Source organism: Allobosea sp. Root670 (genome assembly GCF_001429415.1).
GTDB lineage: Bacteria > Pseudomonadota > Alphaproteobacteria > Rhizobiales > Beijerinckiaceae > Allobosea > Allobosea robiniae.
On sequence record NZ_LMJU01000018.1, the window covers coordinates 138,481 to 156,620 of the forward strand.

General features: G+C 66.6%; 15 protein-coding genes and 1 pseudogene. 12 read left to right on the forward strand and 4 right to left on the reverse strand.

What is annotated here, in order from left to right; all coding sequences use genetic code 11:
- Nucleotides 1–23 precede the first annotated feature (23 nt).
- From ASE61_RS21810 to ASE61_RS21835, 7 genes and pseudogenes are all read left to right on the forward strand, one after another.
- Nucleotides 24–1,658 (forward strand): ABC transporter substrate-binding protein, encoded by a 1,635-nt coding sequence (locus tag ASE61_RS21810; protein WP_061970725.1) that lies wholly within the window; start codon nucleotides 24–26, stop codon nucleotides 1,656–1,658.
- 10 nt (nucleotides 1,659–1,668) lie between these two features.
- The gene (locus tag ASE61_RS21815; RefSeq protein WP_082617625.1) at nucleotides 1,669–2,739 is read left to right on the forward strand and encodes an ABC transporter permease; all 1,071 of its coding nucleotides are present in this window, start codon (nucleotides 1,669–1,671) and stop codon (nucleotides 2,737–2,739) included.
- A 9-nt stretch (nucleotides 2,740–2,748) separates the two neighbouring features.
- Nucleotides 2,749–3,675, forward strand: coding sequence for an ABC transporter permease (locus ASE61_RS21820; RefSeq protein WP_061970522.1), 927 nt, complete (start codon nucleotides 2,749–2,751; stop codon nucleotides 3,673–3,675).
- 70 nt (nucleotides 3,676–3,745) lie between these two features.
- Nucleotides 3,746–4,204: pseudogene (locus ASE61_RS27615) on the forward strand (ATP-binding cassette domain-containing protein); the annotation flags it as partial.
- Between the two features lie 162 nt (nucleotides 4,205–4,366).
- Nucleotides 4,367–4,534: a hypothetical protein gene (locus ASE61_RS27620; protein ID WP_413813549.1), complete on the forward strand. Its 168-nt coding sequence runs from the start codon at nucleotides 4,367–4,369 to the stop codon at nucleotides 4,532–4,534.
- Nucleotides 4,531–5,325, forward strand: a complete 795-nt coding sequence (locus tag ASE61_RS21830; protein ID WP_061970526.1) for an ABC transporter ATP-binding protein — start codon at nucleotides 4,531–4,533, stop codon at nucleotides 5,323–5,325. Before ASE61_RS27620 ends, ASE61_RS21830 begins: the two co-directional genes overlap by 4 nt.
- A gap of 23 nt (nucleotides 5,326–5,348) precedes the next feature.
- Complete coding sequence (locus ASE61_RS21835; protein ID WP_244492976.1) at nucleotides 5,349–6,377, forward strand: serine hydrolase domain-containing protein; 1,029 nt, start codon at nucleotides 5,349–5,351, stop codon at nucleotides 6,375–6,377.
- A 46-nt stretch (nucleotides 6,378–6,423) separates the two neighbouring features.
- On the opposite strand, the gene ASE61_RS21840 is transcribed toward ASE61_RS21835, so the two are convergent.
- Nucleotides 6,424–9,432, reverse strand: coding sequence for an aminotransferase class III-fold pyridoxal phosphate-dependent enzyme (locus tag ASE61_RS21840; protein WP_061970528.1), 3,009 nt, complete (start codon nucleotides 9,430–9,432; stop codon nucleotides 6,424–6,426).
- Between the two features lie 165 nt (nucleotides 9,433–9,597).
- Entirely contained in the window at nucleotides 9,598–11,010 is a 1,413-nt protein-coding gene (gene argH / locus ASE61_RS21845) for an argininosuccinate lyase (RefSeq protein ID WP_061970529.1), read from the reverse strand.
- Nucleotides 11,011–11,162: 152 nt separating this feature from the next.
- Here argH and ASE61_RS21850 point away from each other — a divergent pair, with 152 nt between their 5' ends.
- From ASE61_RS21850 to ASE61_RS21860, 3 genes are read left to right on the forward strand one after another with little or no spacing between them, the layout of a single operon-like run.
- Nucleotides 11,163–12,278 carry an aminotransferase class I/II-fold pyridoxal phosphate-dependent enzyme gene (locus ASE61_RS21850; RefSeq protein ID WP_061970730.1) on the forward strand — a complete coding sequence of 372 codons (1,116 nt, stop codon included), beginning with the start codon at nucleotides 11,163–11,165 and terminating at the stop codon, nucleotides 12,276–12,278.
- A 10-nt stretch (nucleotides 12,279–12,288) separates the two neighbouring features.
- Nucleotides 12,289–12,906 (forward strand): transcriptional regulator, encoded by a 618-nt coding sequence (locus ASE61_RS21855; RefSeq protein ID WP_061970531.1) that lies wholly within the window; start codon nucleotides 12,289–12,291, stop codon nucleotides 12,904–12,906.
- Complete coding sequence (locus ASE61_RS21860) at nucleotides 12,899–13,864, forward strand: hypothetical protein (RefSeq protein WP_061970533.1); 966 nt, start codon at nucleotides 12,899–12,901, stop codon at nucleotides 13,862–13,864. The genes ASE61_RS21855 and ASE61_RS21860 overlap by 8 nt, the downstream gene beginning before the upstream one ends.
- A 21-nt stretch (nucleotides 13,865–13,885) precedes the next feature.
- Here ASE61_RS21860 and ASE61_RS21865 read toward each other — a convergent pair whose 3' ends face one another.
- Nucleotides 13,886–14,995: an aminotransferase class I/II-fold pyridoxal phosphate-dependent enzyme gene (locus ASE61_RS21865; protein ID WP_061970534.1), complete on the reverse strand. Its 1,110-nt coding sequence runs from the start codon at nucleotides 14,993–14,995 to the stop codon at nucleotides 13,886–13,888.
- A 278-nt stretch (nucleotides 14,996–15,273) separates the two neighbouring features.
- On the opposite strand from ASE61_RS21865, the gene ASE61_RS21870 reads away from it, so the two are divergent.
- The gene (locus tag ASE61_RS21870; protein WP_061970536.1) at nucleotides 15,274–15,552 is read left to right on the forward strand and encodes a hypothetical protein; all 279 of its coding nucleotides are present in this window, start codon (nucleotides 15,274–15,276) and stop codon (nucleotides 15,550–15,552) included.
- Between the two features lie 127 nt (nucleotides 15,553–15,679).
- On the opposite strand, the gene ASE61_RS21875 is transcribed toward ASE61_RS21870, so the two are convergent.
- Nucleotides 15,680–17,101 carry a M20 family metallopeptidase gene (locus ASE61_RS21875; RefSeq protein ID WP_061970537.1) on the reverse strand — a complete coding sequence of 474 codons (1,422 nt, stop codon included), beginning with the start codon at nucleotides 17,099–17,101 and terminating at the stop codon, nucleotides 15,680–15,682.
- Between the two features lie 343 nt (nucleotides 17,102–17,444).
- On the opposite strand from ASE61_RS21875, the gene ASE61_RS21880 reads away from it, so the two are divergent.
- Nucleotides 17,445–18,137 carry an invasion associated locus B family protein gene (locus ASE61_RS21880; RefSeq protein WP_061970539.1) on the forward strand — a complete coding sequence of 231 codons (693 nt, stop codon included), beginning with the start codon at nucleotides 17,445–17,447 and terminating at the stop codon, nucleotides 18,135–18,137.
- The last annotated feature ends 3 nt before the right edge of the window (nucleotides 18,138–18,140 follow it).

Consider the following 18,140-nt stretch of genomic DNA (forward strand, 5'->3'; position numbering starts at 1 on the left):
AACCAAAGAGCGGGATCGAGATCATGGCCGACCGAAACGACGAGACCGGAACGAGGCGCCGCCTTGACGGGCGCAAGCTCCTCTCGGCTGCTGCGGCCGCCGCCCTCTGCGCCGGCGCGGGAGCGGCCGTCGCCGCGACGCCGAAGAACGCGCTCGTGATGGCCTGGAACGTCGACGCGATCAGCACCTTCGATCCCGCCCAGGTCGGCGAGGTCGTCACCAACGAGATCCTGCAGAACACCTGCGATACGCTGGTCGATTTCGACCCGGCCGACGAGCGCAAGGTCGTGCCGGGCTTCGCCGAGCGCTGGGATGTCTCGCCGGACCGCAAGGAGATCACCTTCCACCTGCGCAAGGGCGCGAAGTTCCCCTCCGGCAATCCGGTCACGGCCGAGGATGTCGCCTGGTCGATGCACCGCGTCGTCAAGCTCAACTTCGGCAATGCCGCGACGCTGACCGAGTACGGCTTCACCAAGGACAATGTCGAGCAGACCATCGTCGCGGGTAACGACACGCTCACGCTCAAGCTGGACAAGCCCTATCCGACGACGCTGGTGCTGCAGGCGATCGCCGCCAACCGGGTCTCCATGGTGATGGACAAGAAGACCCTGATGGCGAACCAGCAGGGCACCGATCTCGGCAACAAGTACCTGGCGACGCGCACGGCCTGCGTCGGTCCCTACAAGCTGACACGCTGGAATGCCGGCGAATCGATCGTGCTGGAGGCGAACGAGGGGTACTGGGGCACGGCGCCCGGTCTCAAGCGTATCCTGATCCGCCATGTCGCCGAGCCCGGCACCCAGCGCCTGCTGCTCAGCCAGGGCGATGTCGACGTGGCGCGCGACCTGACGCCGGAAGACCTGAAGGACCTCGAAGGCTCAAAGGACGTCTCGATCATCAAGGTCCTCAGGCCGCAATTGTTCTACTGGGGCTTCAACGTCGCGGACGGTCCGTTCTCCAAGGAGAAGGTGCGCCTCGCGATGCGCTACCTGATCGACTATGAGGGCCTCGGCAAGACGGTGATGACCTATCTCGGCGTGCCGCGCGCCAGCTTCGCCCAGCTCGGCGCGGTCGGCGCCCTCGACGAGAAGGAGGGGCAGCCCTTCAAGCTCGATCTCGACAAGGCCAAGCAATTGCTGACCGAGGCCGGCTATCCCAACGGCTTCGAGGCGAGCGTGCTGTTCGGCACGCTGCCGCATGCGAACCCCATCGCCCAGAGCGTCCAGCAGAACGCCGCCAAGGTCGGGGTCAAGCTCTCGCTGGAGCGCATGGCCAATGCCCAGCTCTTCAGCAAGGTCCGCGGGCGTGAATACCAGTCGGCGATGCTGGCCTGGCAGACCGGCGTGCCGGATGCCCATGGCAACGCCTCGCGCCTCGTCTTCAACCCCGACAACCGGCTCGAAGCCAAGCAGACCCAATATCCGAGCTGGCGTTCCGCCTATCAGGACCTTGAACTCAACAAGCAGATCGACGCGGCCCTGCTCGAGCCCGATCCGGCCAAGCGCGATGCGCTCTATGCGACGATCCAGAAAGAGGTGATGGCCAAGGGGCCGATGGCCTTCATGTTCCAGATGAACAGCGTCGCCGGCGTGCGAAAGGACCTGAAGTCGTGGACCTGGAACGGCTTCCGAACCTATTACGAGCGTACGGCCAAGTAAGGCCATCGCGATGTCCCGGACCGCCGCTGCGGCGCCCGGCCTGAGCTCCGATCCAGGACGGACCATTCTTCCGTCCTGGCTCAAGGCCTCCGGCCGAACGCTCGTCTCCTTCGCCGTCACCCTGCTCGGGCTGGCGGCGCTGACCTTCTTCATTGGCCGCCTGCTGCCGCTCGATCCCGTCGTCGCCGTGCTCGGCGACAACGTGACCCAGGAAGCCTATCAGGCGATGTACAAGCAGCTCGGCCTCGACCAGCCGCTCTACGTCCAGTTCGGCCGCTATCTCTGGGGCGTGCTGCATCTCGATTTCGGGATGGCTCTGACCACGGGCAAGCCGGTGATGGCGGATATCGCCCGCGTCTTCCCGGCGACGATCGAGCTCGCCAGCGTGGCGATCGTGATCGGCACCAGCCTGGGCATCCCGCTTGGCGTGCTCTCGGCGATGTATCGCGGCTCCCTTGTCGACCAGATTGTCCGGGTCGTCGGCCTGATCGGCTATTCCGCGCCGAATTTCTGGCTCGGCCTGATGGGGCTCGTGCTGTTCTACGCGACGCTGGGTTGGGTCGGTGGTCCCGGCCGCATCGATTTCGCTTACGAGTTCGACCTCGAACCCGTCACCGGCTTCCTGCTGATCGACAGCCTGCTCGCCGGCAACTGGGAGATGTTCGGCAACGCCGTCTCGCACATCATCCTGCCGGCCTCGATCCTGGCCTTCAGCTCGCTCGCCTATATCAGCCGCATGACGCGCAGCTTCATGATGGAGCAGCTCGGGCAGGAATATGTCGTGACGGCGCGGGTGAAAGGCCTGTCCTGGGCGCGCACGGTCTGGGGTCACGCCTTCCGCAACATCGCCGTGCAGGTGGTGACGGTGGTGGCACTGTCCTACGCCTTTCTGCTTGAAGGCGCGGTCCTGACCGAGACGGTCTTCGCCTGGCCGGGCTTCGGCCGCTACCTGACCAACGCGCTTCTCGCCGGCGACATGAACGCGGTCGTCGGCTGCACGCTGCTGGTCGGCGTCATCTTCGTCACGCTCAACCTGTTATGCGACCTGCTTTACCGGGTCTTCGACCCGCGGACCCGCTGAGGCATGGCCATGGCACCACAACCCATCGACCAGGCCAACGGGCGAGGCCTCCGGGCCTGGCTCGCGGCGCCCGTCCCGGCCTCGCCCTTCCAGGCGCGGATGCAGCAATTGTCGCTGAAATGGTGGCGCCTGCGCGCCAACCCTGCCGCCCTGTTCGGCCTCGCCATCATCGTCCTGATCGCGCTCACGGCGCTGTTCGCCCCGCTGGTCGCGACGCATGACATCTATGCGCAGGATCTGACGCAGCGCCTGCAGCGGCCTTCGGCCGCGCATTGGTTCGGCACCGACGAGCTTGGCCGTGACATCTTCAGCCGGCTGGTCTTCGGCGCGCGGATCACGCTCTACATCGCCATGCTGACGGCGGTGATCGCGGCGCCGCTCGGGCTGATCGTCGGCACCACCTCGGGCTATCTCGGAGGTTGGGTCGACACCGTTCTGATGCGTATCGTCGACATCTTCCTGGCCTTCCCGAGTCTGGTGCTGGCGCTCGCCTTCGTCGCGGCTCTGGGACCCAGCATCGACCATGCGATCATTGCGATCGCGCTTGCCGCCTGGCCGCCGATCGCGCGGCTGGCGCGGGCCGAGACGCTGTCGATCCGCAAGTCCGACTATATCGCGGCGGTCCGGCTGCAGGGCGCGTCGCCACTCCGGATCATCCTCGGCCATGTCGTGCCGATGTGCATTCCCTCCGTCGTGGTGCGCATCACGCTGAGCATGGCGTCGATCATCCTGACCGCGGCCGGCCTCGGCTTCCTTGGCCTCGGCGCGCAGCCGCCGAGCCCGGAATGGGGTGCGATGCTGGCATCCGGCCGCGAGTTCATCCTGACCAATGGCTGGATCGCCGGCATTCCCGGCCTTGCCATCCTGATCACCAGCCTGGCCTTCAACCTGTTCGGCGACGGCCTGCGCGACATCCTGGACCCGCGCCATGGATAAGCCGCTGCTCGAGGTCGAGGATCTTTCCGTCATCTTCAAGGGCGCGCATCGCTCGGTGCAGGCGGTGCGCGGCATCTCCTTCAGCGTCGGCCGCGAGAAGGTCGGCATCGTCGGTGAATCCGGCTCGGGCAAGTCGCTGACCGGACGCACGATCCTCAAGCTGACGCCGAAGGCGGCGACGATCTCCGCCAAGAAGCTCTCCTTCGACGGGATCGACCTCATGGCCGCCAGCGAGCGCCAGATGCGGACCATCCGCGGCAACCGCATCTCGATGATCCTGCAGGATCCGAAATTCTCGCTCAATCCGCTGATGCGGGTCGGCGAGCAGATTACCGAGGCCTATCGCCTGCACCACAAGGTCGGAGGCAAGGAGGCGGAAGCCAAAGCGCTCGCCATGCTGGAGGCCGTGAAGATCCGCGACCCCGCGCGTGTCTTCAGGCTCTATCCGCACGAGGTCTCGGGCGGCATGGGCCAGCGCATCATGATCGCGATGATGCTGATCCCGGAGCCCGACCTGATCATCGCGGACGAGCCGACCTCGGCGCTCGACGTCACCATCCGGCGGCAGGTGCTGAGCATCCTCGACGAGCTGGTGACGCGGCGCGGCGCCGGGCTGATCTTCATCAGTCACGACCTCAATCTCGTGGCGGATTTCTGCGACCGCGTGCTGGTGATGTATGCGGGCCGGATCATGGAGGATATCCCGGCGCGCGAACTGCACAATGCACGGCACCCCTATACACGCGCCTTGCTCGACAGCCTGCCGCGGCTCGACCGGCAGGCCGACATGCTGCAGGTGCCGAGCCGCGACCCGGCCTGGCTCGATGGACCGACGCTGCAGAGCGGGAGCCGGCCATGAGCGCGACGGATCCGACCCTGGCGGCGAACCGCCCGGCTGCGCTCGCGGTCAGCCATCTCTCGGTTGTCTTCGGCCGTGGCGCCTCGGCGCTGAAGGCGGTGGACGACGTCTCCTTCACGCTCGGACATGGCGAGGCCTTCGGCCTGATCGGTGAATCCGGCTGCGGCAAGTCGACCGTGCTGCGCGCTCTCGCCGGACTGAACAGCGAGTATGGCGGCTCGATCAGCTTCCAGGATCGGGAGGTGCCGCATAAGCGCGACAAGGCCTTCTTCCGCCGCGTGCAGATGGTGTTCCAGGACCCCTATTCCTCGCTGCATCCGCGGAAGATGGTGCAGAACGTCCTGGCCGAGCCGCTGAAGATTCATGGTTTCGACCGGCCGCAGGAGCGCATCGACGAAATCCTGACCGCCGTCGGCCTCGGACCGTCCTTCCGCTACCGCTTCCCGCATGAGCTCTCGGGGGGGCAGCGTCAGCGCGTCGCGATCGCGCGTGCGCTCATCATCGAGCCTGAGCTGCTGCTGCTGGACGAGCCGACCTCGGCGCTGGACGTCTCCGTGCAGGCGGAAATCCTCAATCTGCTGAAGCAGCTCCGCCGCGACCGCGACCTGACCTATCTGATGGTGAGCCACGACCTCGCGGTCGTGACGCATCTCTGCGAGAGGGTCGCGATGATGAGCGAGGGCCGCATCCTCGAAGAGATGAGCGCCGAGGATGTCAGGGCCGGCCGGGCGCATCAGCCCTATACGCGTGAATTCCTCGAAGCGAGCGTCGGTTATCGCCCGATCGCGTGAGCGGCCGGGTTACGGAGGATCAGATGATGGATGAAGCAGTGATGACGAGCGAAGCCTTGCGCGCGGAGCATTGGCCGGTGAATGGCTGGGAGAGCGTCGCACCGGAGACGGCGGGCTGGTCGCGCGAAGGGCTCGACCACGCCTGGCGCTTCGCCGACACCATTTCGACGGCGACAGTGATGATCGTGCAGGGCGGGCGCGTGGTGGCGAGCCGTGGCGACCTCGCTCATCGCTACCAGTGCCATTCCGTCCGCAAGAGCTTCCTCAGCGCGCTGATCGGCATTCATGAGGAAGCCGGCCGGATCGACCTGTCGCGCACGCTCGCCGATCTCGGCATCGACGACAAGGAGGGCCTCAGCGACCTCGAGAAGTCGGCGACGATCTATGATCTGCTGACGGCGCGCTCCGGCATCTTCCATCCGGCCGGCTATGAATCGCCCTGGATGAAGTCGATCAAGCCGCAGCGCCATTCGCAGCCGCCCGGCACCTTCTGGCTGTACAACAACTGGGATTTCAACGCGCTCGGTACGATCTTCACGGCGCTGACCGGTGCCGGCATCCATGACGATTTCCTGGCGCGGATCGGCCGCCCGCTCGGCATGGAGGATTTCCGCCTCGATGGCGAGCGGCGCGACGGCTGGCTGGAGCCGGACGATTGCTCCGTTCATCCCGCCTATCCGTTCCGGATGTCGACGCGCGATCTCGCCCGCTTCGGCCTGATGTTCCTGCGGCAGGGCCGTTGGCAGAACGAGCAGATCGTGCCGGCCAACTGGGTCGCGACCAGCGTGCTGCCGCTCTCCGATGCCGGGCCGCGTGGCGGCTATGGCTATATGTGGTGGACCGAGCGTTCCGGCGCGGGCTTTCCGGGCGTCGTGCTGCCCGCGGGCAGCTACAGCGCTCAGGGCGTCGGCGGGCAGAACTGCCTTGTCATTCCGTCGCTGGACCTCGTCATCGTCCACCGCGTCAACACCGACATCAAGGGCACGGAGGTGAGCCGCTTCGCCTTCGGCCGCCTGCTGCGCCTGATCCTCGAAGCGCGCCGAGCCGGCTGAGAGCACGGCGCGCTTTCGCTGCACAGGAGCTTGGGGCGGTGGCAGGTTATCGCGCGGCCTCGACCTCGCGCAGGCAGATCCTGAGCCTGTCGAGGATCATCTCGACATCGTCGGCACCGACCGTCAGCGGCGGGCGGATCTTCAGGATGTTGTCGGCCGGTCCCTCGCGCCCGACGAGGATGCGCATGTCGCGCAGGCGGTTCATGACATGGGCGGCCGCATCGGTTGCGGGCTCAAGCGTCTCGCGGTCCGTGACCAGTTCCAGGCCGAGGAAGAGGCCGATGCCGCGCACGTCGCCGACGCAAGGATAGTCATCCATCAGCGCGCGCATGCCGGCGAGCAGCTTGTCGCCCATTGCCTTGGCATTGGCCGAGAGACCTTCCCCCTCGACGATGTCGAGCACTTCAGCGGCGATGCGGCAGGACAGGTTCGAGCCGCCGAAGGTCGAGAAATATTCCGGGCCTTCGGCGAAGCGCTCGGCGATGGCGCGGGTGGTGATGAGCGCGCCGATCGGGTGGCCGTTCCCGAGCGGCTTGCCGAGCACGACGATATCCGGGCGCACATTCTGCTGCTCGAAGCCGAAATAATAATCGCCAAGGCGCCCGAGTCCGGTCTGGACCTCGTCGGCGATGCAGATGCCGCCGGCGGCGCGGATGCGCTCGTAGACGGCTGCGAGATAGCCGGGTGGCGGGATGATCTGGCCGCCGACGCTCGGGAAGGTCTCGGCGATGAAGCCGGCGACCTTGCCGCCACGTTCCGCGATGGCCGCGAGCGCGCCGTCGACCTGCTGGGCGTAGTGGAGGGCCCGGTCGGCGTCGTCGCGGCGGAAGCGGCCGCGATAATCGTCGGCGACGTCGACAAGCTGCACCCAGGGCTTGCGGCCACCCATGTTCGGCTTGTTGAACTTGTAGGCGGAGATGTCGATCGCGCCGGTGGTATTGCCGTGATAGCCGTGATCGGGCGTGACGATGTCGTAGCCGCCGCTTGCCGCGCGGGCGAGACGCAGGGCCAGTTCGTTCGCTTCCGAACCGGAATTGACGAAGAAGCAGACCTCCAGCTCCTTGGGCAGCTTGGCGGTCAGCCGCTCGGCCAAAGCCATCGGCGCGGGGTGCAGATAGCGCGTGTTCGAGTTCATCCGCGCGAGCTGGTCCATCGCCACCTTGCGGATGCGCGGATGGGCGTGGCCGACATGCGGCACGTTGTTATAGGCGTCGAGATAGGGCCGGCCCATCGCGTCGAAGAGATGGTGGCGCCAGCCGCGCAGGAAGGTGACCGGCTTCTTGTAGCTGAGCTTCAGATTGGCGCCGAAGCGGGCCTTGCGCTCGGCCAGTAGCGCGGCCTCGTCGATCGCCTGATAGGCGACGACATCGTCGGGCAGGTTGAGCAGGGCGGCGGGGTTCGGGCAAATCGCCTGCCAGAGCGCCCAGTCGTCGGGATCGGCGACGCCCGGCCAGTCATGGCCCATGCCGTCCAGCGTCAGCGCAAGCTGGAAGTGCAGATGCGGCTCCCAGCCGCCATTCTCCTCGGCCGGACCGAGCTTGGCGAAAGCCTCTCCCGCCGCAATCTCCTGACCTGGCTTCAGCTTGGCCGCGCCATCGGCGGCGAGATGGCCGTAGAGGGTGTGGAAGATGTCACCCGCGGGCGTGCGGTGTTCGAGGATGACGACGCCGCCATAGTCGAGATGGCCTTTGCGGTTCTCTGCAAGCGCAACCTTGCCGGCGAGAGGCGCCCGGACCGGTTCGCCGGCCGGCCCGAAGACATCGACCGCCATATGGATGGTGCGGCGGTTGGAGGCGAGCCAGCGGCCCTTGCGGAAGGCCTTGTCGGTATAGACTAGGCGTGGCTCGCCATACTGGCCGAGCCACCATTCCTGGGTGATGCCGAGCCCGGTGCCGAGATTACGGGCCTCGTCGGCGCGCAGTTCGAACGGGTTCTGCGGGATTGTCGCCTCGGCGATGCCGAGCGAACCCACCGGCAGGCCGTCGAGTGCACGGCCGAGCACCGGGGCGAAGCTGCCGCGCTGTGCGGCGATCCAGCTCGCAATGCGGCCGGCGGCATCGGTGACGGGCAGGCCGCAGGCATTGCGCAGGCGCGCGCCCATCAAGTCGCCGTCGATGGCGAGGTTTTCCAGAAGCCGCCATGCGGGGGCCTGCGAGATCGTGACATAGGGGTCGTTCGGGCGGCCCTTGGCCTCGATCGTCGAGTTCACGACGCTGACCGCGAGCCGCATCCGGATGAGCGGCCAGATCAGGCCGATCTCCTCGGCGTTGAGCGGCGACACGCCATGATAGCCGGCGACGAAGGCTGCCAGCGCCGCTTCCGGCGTCTCGTGATCGAGGATGGCGTAAGCCGCGGCGATGGCGATCTCGCAGACGCGCGGACCAAGGGTCATGTCGCCGAAATCGATCAGGCCGCTGATCCGGGCGGGCTCTCCCAGGCGCGGCTGGACGAGGATGTTGAAGTCGTTGAGGTCGTTATGGATGGTCTGGCGCGGCAGCTTGTCGAGCGCGGGCTTGAGGGCCTCGAAGCCGGCGACGATCTCCACGATGAGCGTGCGGCGCGCGCCTTCGAGAACATCGAGATGCGGTTTGATCCAGCCGGCCTCGGTCAGGTCCCATTTTGCGGCATCCGGCGCCGCCGTGACCTTGAAATCGCGTAGCGCGAGGTCGAGCCGCGCGGTCAGCGCACCGAGTTCGGCGAGGACAGCCGGCGGCTGCGGCCCGGCTTCGCCCATCGGAATGCCGGTGAAGGCGCGTTGGACCCAGACCATGCGCTGCTGGCCCTTGGAATCGGCAACATTCTGCCAGAACCGGTTGCCTTCGGCAGGTAGGAGGCGGGGCAGCGGCAGCGTCGGATCGGCCGCGAGGGCATGACTGATTGCGGCGCATTGCTGATCGACGAGGGCGGGCTCGCCCTGCGGGCGCATCGCCTTGACGATGACGTCGCCCTCGCTGGTCCGGCCGCGGAAGTTGAGATCGTATTCGCCGCCGAGCTGGCGCAGCCCGCCAGCGATGCCGAACTGCTCGGCCACCCCACGCAACCAGACGTGTTCCATCATCTCTCCCCCGCCGCGGAGCTGCGCGGCTCCACGTTCGTTTCCTCAGGCCCGGTCGAATCGACCGGCGCCGTCATCCATAGCCAGAAAGGCGGCCGCTTTGCTCCCGCAAAGTTTGCGGGACGGCGGCTGCCGGGTTGCGTGCAGCGAGGGTGACGATCAGTCCTAGGTCAGCTTGCCGGTCAGCCAGCGCTGCTTCGCCCGCGCGATCGCCTCGCGGACGGTATCGGGAGCCGTGCCGCCATAGCTGCGGCGGCTACGGACGGAGTGCTCCGGCGCCAGCACCTCGAAGACCGCTTCGCTGATGCGCGGATCGACCGAGCGCATCGCGTCGAGATCGAGCGCCTGCAGGGTGCAGCCCTTCGCCTCAGCCAATGCGACGATGCGGGCGGTGATGTGATGGGCGTCGCGGAAGGGGATGCCGGCCTCGCGCACCAGCCAGTCGGCGAGATCGGTCGCAGTCGGGAAGCCGCGGTCGAGGAAGGCGCGCATGCCCTCGGGGCGCACGGTGAGGTCGCGGATCATGCCGGTGGTGGCGGCGACGCAGAGCTCGACCGTCTCCAGAGCGTCGAACATCGGCTCCTTGTCCTCCTGCATGTCCTTCATGAAGGTCATCGGCAGGCCCTTGAGCATCACCAGCATGGCGGTGAGCGAGCCGACGACGCGGCCGGTCTTGCCGCGCACCAGCTCGGCCGCGTCGGGGTTGCGCTTCTGCGGCATGATCGAGGAGCCGGTGGTAAAGGCGTCCGACAGCGCGATGAAGCGGAAGCCGTCGCTGCACCAGAGCGTGATCTCCTCGTTGAGGCGCGAGAGATGCACGGCCAGCATCGAGCAGCAGAACAGCAGTTCGCAGATATGGTCGCGCGCACCGACCGAATCCATCGAGTTCTCGGTCGGCCGGGCGAAGCCGAGCTCGGCCGCCGTGAACTGCCGGTCGATCGGGAAGGCGGTGCCGGCGAGCGCGGCGGCGCCAAGCGGCGAGACATTGGTGCGCTGGCGGGCGCCGGCCAGCCGCTCGCGGTCGCGGCCGAACATCTCGACATAGGCCATCAGATGGTGGCCGAAGGTCACGGGCTGAGCGACCTGCATATGGGTGAAGCCCGGCATGATCGTCTCGGCATGCTCGCTGGCGCGCTCGATCAGAGCCTGTTGCATGTCGCGGATGGCGCCATCGAGGGCATCGATGGCGTCGCGCATCCAGAGGCGGACGTCGGTGACGGCCTGGTCGTTGCGGCTGCGGGCGGTGTGGAGGCGTCCGGCCGGTTCGCCGATGATCTCCTTGAGGCGCGATTCCACGTTCATGTGGATGTCCTCGAGGTCGATGCTGAATTGCAGCTCGCCGCGGTCGATCTCGCCGCGGATCTGGTCGAGCCCGGCCTGGATGCGCTCGTTGTCGGCGCCAGCGATGATGCCCTGGCGGGCGAGCATCGCGGCATGGGTCTTGGACGCTGCGATATCCTGCCGGTAAAGACGGTAGTCGAAGCCGATCGAGGGATTGATCTTGCGCATCACGTCGGCCGGCGCTGTGGTGAAGCGGCCGCCCCACATCTTGTTGGCACCGGGGTTCTGGTCGGACATGATGGGCTCTCCGGGAGCGGCTGCGACGTGGTCGTCAAAAGGGATAGCAATCGAGATTTGGACTGTAAATTCCAAAATCGACCTTGACGTCTAAATCATGCCCATCATACTCGCGGGAGATGCGGCGGATCGGCCGGCGCGGGATGGGCAGCATGAAGATCGAAGAATTCACACTGGAGCGGATCCAGTCGCTCTACGAGAACACTGTCGAGTTCAATCTCTCCGATAGCGGCGTCCATCCCTATTCGCTGAACGAATTGCTGAGCGCCGAGCAGCGCGCGAAGCTGATGGAAGTCGAGCTCGGCTATGGCTGGACCAATGGTGCGGTCGAACTGCGCGAGGACATCGCCAAGCTCTACCGCAACCGGACCTCGGACGAGGTGATCGTCACCAACGGCTCGGCCGAAGCCAATTTCCTGATGGTGATGTCGCTGATCGAGCCGGGCGACGAGATCGTCGTCTTCGTCCCGAACTACCTGCAGATCTGGGGCTGGGCGCGGGCGATCGGCGCCACCGTCAAGGAAGTGAAGCTGCGCGAGGAACTGGGCTGGACGCCCGATCTCGACGAGGTCCGCCAGGCGATCACGCCGCGCACCAAGCTGATGACGATCTGCAACCCGAACAACCCGACCGGCAGCCTGCTCTCGCGCGAGACGATGGATGCGCTGGTCGAGATCGCCCGGGCGCAGGGCTGCTATCTCCATGCCGACGAGGTCTACAAGGGCGCGGAGCTCGAAACCGACGAGCCGCCCAGCTTCGCCGATCTCTACGAGAAGGCGATCATCACCAGCGGTCTCTCCAAGGCGATGGCGCTGCCCGGCCTGCGCATCGGCTGGCTGGTCGGTCCGGCCAAGGACATCTACACGGCCTGGCAGAACAAGGACTACACCTCGATCACCACGAGCGCGCTGAGCGAGCATATTGCTCGCATCGTTATCCAGCCGGCGAAGCGCGCTGAAATCCTGCAGCGGAGCAAGACGATCCTGCGGGAAAACCTCGCGCTGCTGACGAACTGGGTGAAGGCGAATGAGGAGTTCTTCTCCTTCGTGCCGCCCAAGGCCGGCGGCATGGCCTTCATCAGGTACAGCCACTCGATGAACTCGACCGAGCTCGTGCACCGTTTGCGCGAGGAGCGCGGGATCATGCTGCTACCGGGCGATGTCTACGGGATGGACGGCTATATCCGCATCGGGATCGGCGCGCCGGGCGATCACCTCTCCGCCGGGCTTGAGCGCCTGAGCGACTATCTCAAGTCGCAGCCGCGCTAGAGGCTCTCGCATGACGCCGGAACTCGCTCCCTACCTGCCGGTCTGCGATGCGGTGGCGCTGCTGTTCCGGCCGCATGCCGAGGTCGTGTTGCACGATCTCGGCTCGCAGAGCGTCGTGCATATCGCCGGCAATTTCTCGCAGCGCGTGCTCGGTGAGCCCTCCCTGCTCGACGAGATCGGCTTCGATCCGAACGAGACGATCATCGGCCCCTATGAGAAGGTGAACTGGGACGGGCGGCGGCTGAAATCGATCAGCATCGTGCTCTCGGCTGGAGCCAAGGCGATCGGCGTGCTCTGCATCAATGTCGATGTTTCGCAGTTTCACGCGCTGATGCAGACGCTGTCTGCGCTGGCGACGGTGCCGGCCGGCGTCGAGAAGCCGCAGGCCCTGTTCAAGGAAGACTGGCACGAGCGCATCAACGAGTTCGTGCAGCAATGGACGCAGAGTCGCGGGCTCACTGTCACCAGCCTCAGCCGCGCCGAGAAGCGTGAGCTGGTGGCGGACCTCGCCGCCAACGGCGCCTTCGGTGGCCGCAATGCTGCCGCCTATATCTCGCGCATCCTCGGGCTCGCCCGCGCGACCGTCTACAACTACCTCAACCAGGCCAACGAGACCCCGGATGCTTGACCTGTCGCGTGCGGAGATCGAGGCCGCCATCGATCTCGACCGGGCTTTCGTTGCGCTGGAGGAGGGGTTCAAGGCGGCTGCGGCCGGGCAGGTGCAGATGCCGCCGGTCGGTTATCTCGGCTTCCCTACGCATAATGGCGATTGCCATATCAAGTTCGGCCATATCGCGGGTGATCCGATCTTCGTCGTGAAGATCGCGACGGGGTTCTATGACAATCCCGCCAAGGGTCTGCCGACGACGAGCGGCATGATGATCGCGCTTTCGGCCGAGACCGGCGCTGTCGTCGCGATGCTGCGCGACGAGGGCTGGCTGACCGATCTCAGGACGGCGCTGGCCGGCGCCATCGCGACGCGGGCCGGGATGCGGGCCGACGCGCGCCGGATCGGGATCGTCGGCGCCGGCACCCAGGCGCGGTTCCAGATCCGGGCCGCTGCGCATCTGCTGCGCGAGCGCGAGCCGGTGTTCGCATGCTGGGCACGCTCGCCGGAGAAGCTGGAGGCGCTGCGGCGCGATCTCGAAGGGGAGGGGATTGCTATCGAACCTGTGGCGGAGCTGGAAGGGCTCTGCGCGCGGTCCGATGCGCTGATCACGGTGACACCGGCGGTCCAGCCGATCATCCGCGACGACTGGATCAAGCCGGGCACGCATATCACCGCGCTCGGGGCCGATGCGCCGGGCAAGCAGGAGCTGGACAGTGCACTGGTGGCGCTCGCCGATACGCGGATCGCGGATTCGCTGGAGCAGAGCCTCGACCATGGCGAGTTCGCCGCCGCTGCCAAGGTCGGGCTGATCGACGCCGGCGACTGCGTCGAGCTGGGAGCGGTTCTGGCCGGGGATGCGCCGGCGCGTCGCTCGGACGACGACATCACCATCGCCGACCTCACGGGGATCGCAGTGCAGGACATTGCGATCGCGCGAGTGGTGCTGGACGGGATTGGGCGCCAGGGCGACGCGTAGCGCCGCCCTTCGGGGCGCGCTTCAGCCCTTGTGCCTTGCCAGAAACCTATCCATCCGTGCCAGCCCGTCCCGCAGCACTTCGGTCGGGACGCCGATGCCGATGCGGATGTGGTTCTCGATGCCGAACCAGCTGCCGGCGACGACGAAGACGCTCTCCTCCTCGCGCAACTTCTGCGAGAAGACCTCCGACGATATGTCGAGCGGATAGCGCAGGAAGGCCATGCCGCCGGCCTGCGGGCGTCGCCACGACCAGTCGTTATGCTGCGCCATCCATTGCGCGACGAGATCGGCATTGCTGCGCAGCAAATCGCGGCCACGGGCGAGCAGGCGGCCGCGCGTTTCCGGGCGCATTACCTCTTCGGCTAGGATCTGGCTGAGGATGCCGCTGCCGATCGTGGTGTAGTCCTGCCGCTCGGCGGCTGATGCCACGACCTCGGCGGGCGCGACGATCCAGCCGAGGCGCAGGCCAGGGCAGGCGAAGGATTTCGACAGGCTCGAGGTGACGACGACCTTGGGATAGCTGCCCCAGAGCGTCTCGGTCTCGCCGCCGTCGATCTCGCCGCCGCGATAGATCTCGTCGACCATCAGCCAGGCGTCGTTGCGCTTCGCGGCCTCGACGAGGGCGGCGCGGCTGGCGGCCGAGAGGACGCTGCCGGTGGGATTGGCCGGGTTGGTCACGGCGATCGCTTTGGCGCCAGCGGCGGCCTTCGCGAGGTCGGCAGGATCGATCTGCCAGTCGGTCTCGCCAGAGAGTTCCAGGCGGCGGATGTCGAAGCCGAGCGCACGGCCGAGCCCGTCGATCTGCATGAAGTTCGGCAGGGCGAAGACCAGCGCGTCGCCGGGCTCGAACAGCGCCATCAGCGCGATCATCGTCGCCTCGGAGGAGCCGTTGGTGACGAGCACGTTCTCCGCGGTCGCACCGGGATACCAGGAGGCGATGTTGGCGCGCAGGTCCGGCCGGCCATCGGTCCAGCCATAGCCGAGGGGCTGCTTCAGCAGGTCGCGCGTGGCCTCTTCGCCCAGGATGTCCTCGATCGACCAGGGATGGACGCCGCTTTCGGTCAGGTTGATCTCGACGTCGTTCTCGAAGAGCGTCTGGTTCCGCTCCATCTGGAAAATGTCGAACTTCACGCGCGCCTCCCGCCTTGGGGCCTATCGACTGCCGCCAGAGCGGCTGGGCTTTCACGGCATCTGTGAAGGCGGGCGAGAGGCAGGTCAAGGTAAATTTAGACAATCTGTCCAATTTGGACTGATTGTTTACGCGACCGAAGGAGCCGGCTCCGTAGCGCACTCGTCACGAGGACATTCCAAAGCGGAGAGGGCGGCCAACCCGACTCCGGATCTTAGCCCTGCCTTGCCGGGAACCGCTGCCGTCCTATATCCGTTGCCCAGCCATGTTTGAATCGCCCATGCCTAGCTCGAATTTCCGCTTTCCCGGTGTCCTGAACTCCCAGGAATTGCTCGTCGCAGAAGCCGTCCAGGCCAGGGCCTGGGCCGCGATCGGGCATGACAGCAGGCTCGATGCCGAGCTGGAAAGCGAGGCCCGCGACCGGCTCGGTCGAATCATCCTGCGATTGATGTCGAACGCATCCGATTCGGTTTCGGATCTCACCTCGGCCGCCGTCATCGAATTCAAGGCGACGCGCCCGACGATCCGCGTCGAGCTGTCCGGGCCGCAGGGCGGCTAGCGCGCGTAGATTTTCACGGAAACAAGCCGTCATCCCGGGTTTGACCCGGGATCCATCGAAGGGCGCCGCGCTCTACGATGGATCCCGGATTTCCGCTTCGCTGGGTCCGGGATGACGCGCGTTCGGCTTAGTGCGCGGCCATGTCGAGCGGCGGCTCGACATCATCTGTGATCGGGTTGGCGAAGGGGTTTTTGGCGCGGAAGGCCGAGAACTCGTCCTTCGCCGCCTTGAGCAGGGCAGGGTCGTTCAGCACGTCCGTGGCGACGCCGGCCATGGCCTTGGCCGCGAGCGCGAGGCCCTTGTGCGCGGCAGGAGCGAGACCCTGCGCGACGAGCTGCCAGGAATGGCCGGGTGTGCCGATGGCGTAGCAGGCGGTGCGGCACTGCACCGTCGGGACGACCCAGCTCACCGTGCCGACGTCGGTCGAGCCGACGGAGGTGTCGTTGCCGGCGCCGAGCGGATAGATCTCGTCGCTCAGCGCCTCGCCGTCCTTCGGCTTCAGGTCGAGGCGGCCATAGGCGGCGGCGATGTCCTGCGGGCTCAGCGTCTTCTGGAATTTGGCAGCGAAGGCATGGTCGACGGCGTCGAAGCCGGGGCCGCCCAGCGCCAGCAGGTTCGCCTGCATCGTCTCTTCCAGCGGGCGGTTGCCGACGAGGTTGGCATCGCCCGAGAGCTGCTTGATCGCGACCGTGGTCTCGCTCATCAGGGCGGCGCCCTCGGCGATCTTCTTCACGCGGGCTACGAGTTCCCACATCTCGGCCAGGGTGGCGGCGCGGATGAGCTGGCGCGTCGTCGCCGTGGCCTGCACGACGTTCGGCGCGATGCCGCCGGCATTGATGATCGCGTAGTGCACGCGCGCGGTCGAGGGCATGTGCTCGCGCATGTAGTTGACGCCGATATGCATCAGCTCGACCGCATCGAGCGCCGAGCGGCCGAGATGCGGCGCCGCGGCGGCATGCGAGGCGCGGCCCGAGAAGGTGAACTCGATCTCGACGCAGGCCAGCGAGAAGGCGCGGTTGACGCCGTTGAACGAGGCCGGGTGCCAGCACAAGGCGATATCGACATCGTCGAAGGCGCCGGCGCGCACCATGAAGCCCTTGGCCGAGCCGCCTTCTTCCGCCGGGCAGCCGTAATAGCGCACGCGGCCCTTGAGGCCGTTGGCGGCGAGATAATCCTTCACCGCGGCGGCGGCGAGCAGGGAGGCCGAGCCCAGCATGTTGTGACCGCAGCCATGGCCATTGCCGCCGGTCTCGACCGGGGTCTCGGTCGCGTTGCCGGCCTCCTGGCTCAGGCCCGGCAAGGCATCGAACTCGCCCATGATCGCGATGACCGGGCCGCCTTCGCCTGCTTCGCCGACGACCGCGGTCGGCAGGCCTGCGACGCCGGTCGTCACGCGGAAGCCCTCGCTCTCCAGCATGGCGCCGTGCTCGGCGGCCGAGCGGACCTCCTGATAGTTCAGCTCCGGCATGTGCCAGATCCGGTCGGAGAGCCCGAAATAAGCCGGGGCCTTGTCGTCGATCCGACGCCAGACATCCTTGCTGTTGCTCATGGGAAGGCTCCTTCTGCGCGGGCCGTTCGGCCCGATTCCGTGCCAGTTTCTGGCATGGTGCGCGGAGGGCTCACAAGCGGCCTGGCGGCGGGGTTCACCTGCGTTGGGGGCAGGGGCGTGCGGATGCCGGGGGCCCGAAGAGCCGGCGCGGGCGGACGAAGCGGGTTGTCCCGAAAAGATTGTGCAGGGGCGAATACTTGCAGATTGAAATCATTCAATTGTGATCCTTCTTTCAAATTTGAAGCTCTGGTCCGCATATTCGCCGGTTAGTTCGTTTTCGTGCTTTCTCTCGGAAGAGGTTTCTGCGATAGGGCGAGCGACATCTTCATATGACAGTGCTGACATGAAACATCATTCACTCAGGATCGCCTCGGTCGCTGCGGTTCTCGCGGTCGGTTCCTTCGCCTCGTCTGCCCTGTGGGCGCAGGAAGAACCGGCGGAGCGGCCAGCCGCTGCTGCCCCGCAAAGGCCTGCGCCGCGTCCGGCCTCCAAGCCGACTCCCAAGCCCGCCGCGAAGCCGACCCAACCTGTCGCGCAAGCTCCGGCCGCCCCGAGCGTCAGCCAGCCGGCCGCTGGCGCAGCGACGCTGCCGAACGGCGCCAGCGCGATCAACGAGACCTATGGCGACTGGACCGTCGACTGCCGGATCGCCAACGGGCAGCGGCTCTGCGTGCTCCTGCAATCGCAGGGCAACAGTCAGACCGGCCAGCGCGTCTTCGCCATCGAATTGCGCGCGCCAAAGGACGGTCGCGCCGAGGGCACGATCCTGTTCCCGTTCGGGATGAAGCTGGAGAACGGCGCGGTGCTGCGGCTCGACGACAAGGATCTCGGCCAGGGCCTGCGTTTCTCGACCTGCCTGGCGCAGGGCTGCCTGCTGCCGATCTCGTTCCCGACCGTCGCGACCGACGCGATGAAGGCCGGCAAGGCGCTGACGGTCGCGGCGCTGAACCTCTCGAACAACGAGCCGGTCTCGTTCAATGTGTCGCTGGGCGGCTTCGGCGCGGCACTGGATCGCATCGCGCAGATCGACAAGTAGCCG

What these genes read in the sequence shown, in the direction of transcription:
- ASE61_RS21810 (WP_061970725.1), top strand. Translation starts at nt 24, where the DNA reads ATGGCCGACCGAAACGACGAGACCGGAACGAGGCGCCGCCTTGACGGG.
- ASE61_RS21815 (WP_082617625.1), top strand. Translation starts at nt 1,669, where the DNA reads ATGTCCCGGACCGCCGCTGCGGCGCCCGGCCTGAGCTCCGATCCAGGA.
- ASE61_RS21820 (WP_061970522.1), top strand. Translation starts at nt 2,749, where the DNA reads ATGGCACCACAACCCATCGACCAGGCCAACGGGCGAGGCCTCCGGGCC.
- ASE61_RS27620 (WP_413813549.1), top strand. Translation starts at nt 4,367, where the DNA reads ATGGAGGATATCCCGGCGCGCGAACTGCACAATGCACGGCACCCCTAT.
- ASE61_RS21830 (WP_061970526.1), top strand. Translation starts at nt 4,531, where the DNA reads ATGAGCGCGACGGATCCGACCCTGGCGGCGAACCGCCCGGCTGCGCTC.
- ASE61_RS21835 (WP_244492976.1), top strand. Translation starts at nt 5,349, where the DNA reads ATGATGGATGAAGCAGTGATGACGAGCGAAGCCTTGCGCGCGGAGCAT.
- ASE61_RS21840 (WP_061970528.1), bottom strand. Translation starts at nt 9,432, where the DNA reads ATGGAACACGTCTGGTTGCGTGGGGTGGCCGAGCAGTTCGGCATCGCT.
- argH (WP_061970529.1), bottom strand. Translation starts at nt 11,010, where the DNA reads ATGTCCGACCAGAACCCCGGTGCCAACAAGATGTGGGGCGGCCGCTTC.
- ASE61_RS21850 (WP_061970730.1), top strand. Translation starts at nt 11,163, where the DNA reads ATGAAGATCGAAGAATTCACACTGGAGCGGATCCAGTCGCTCTACGAG.
- ASE61_RS21855 (WP_061970531.1), top strand. Translation starts at nt 12,289, where the DNA reads ATGACGCCGGAACTCGCTCCCTACCTGCCGGTCTGCGATGCGGTGGCG.
- ASE61_RS21860 (WP_061970533.1), top strand. Translation starts at nt 12,899, where the DNA reads ATGCTTGACCTGTCGCGTGCGGAGATCGAGGCCGCCATCGATCTCGAC.
- ASE61_RS21870 (WP_061970536.1), top strand. Translation starts at nt 15,274, where the DNA reads ATGCCTAGCTCGAATTTCCGCTTTCCCGGTGTCCTGAACTCCCAGGAA.
- ASE61_RS21875 (WP_061970537.1), bottom strand. Translation starts at nt 17,101, where the DNA reads ATGAGCAACAGCAAGGATGTCTGGCGTCGGATCGACGACAAGGCCCCG.
- ASE61_RS21880 (WP_061970539.1), top strand. Translation starts at nt 17,445, where the DNA reads ATGAAACATCATTCACTCAGGATCGCCTCGGTCGCTGCGGTTCTCGCG.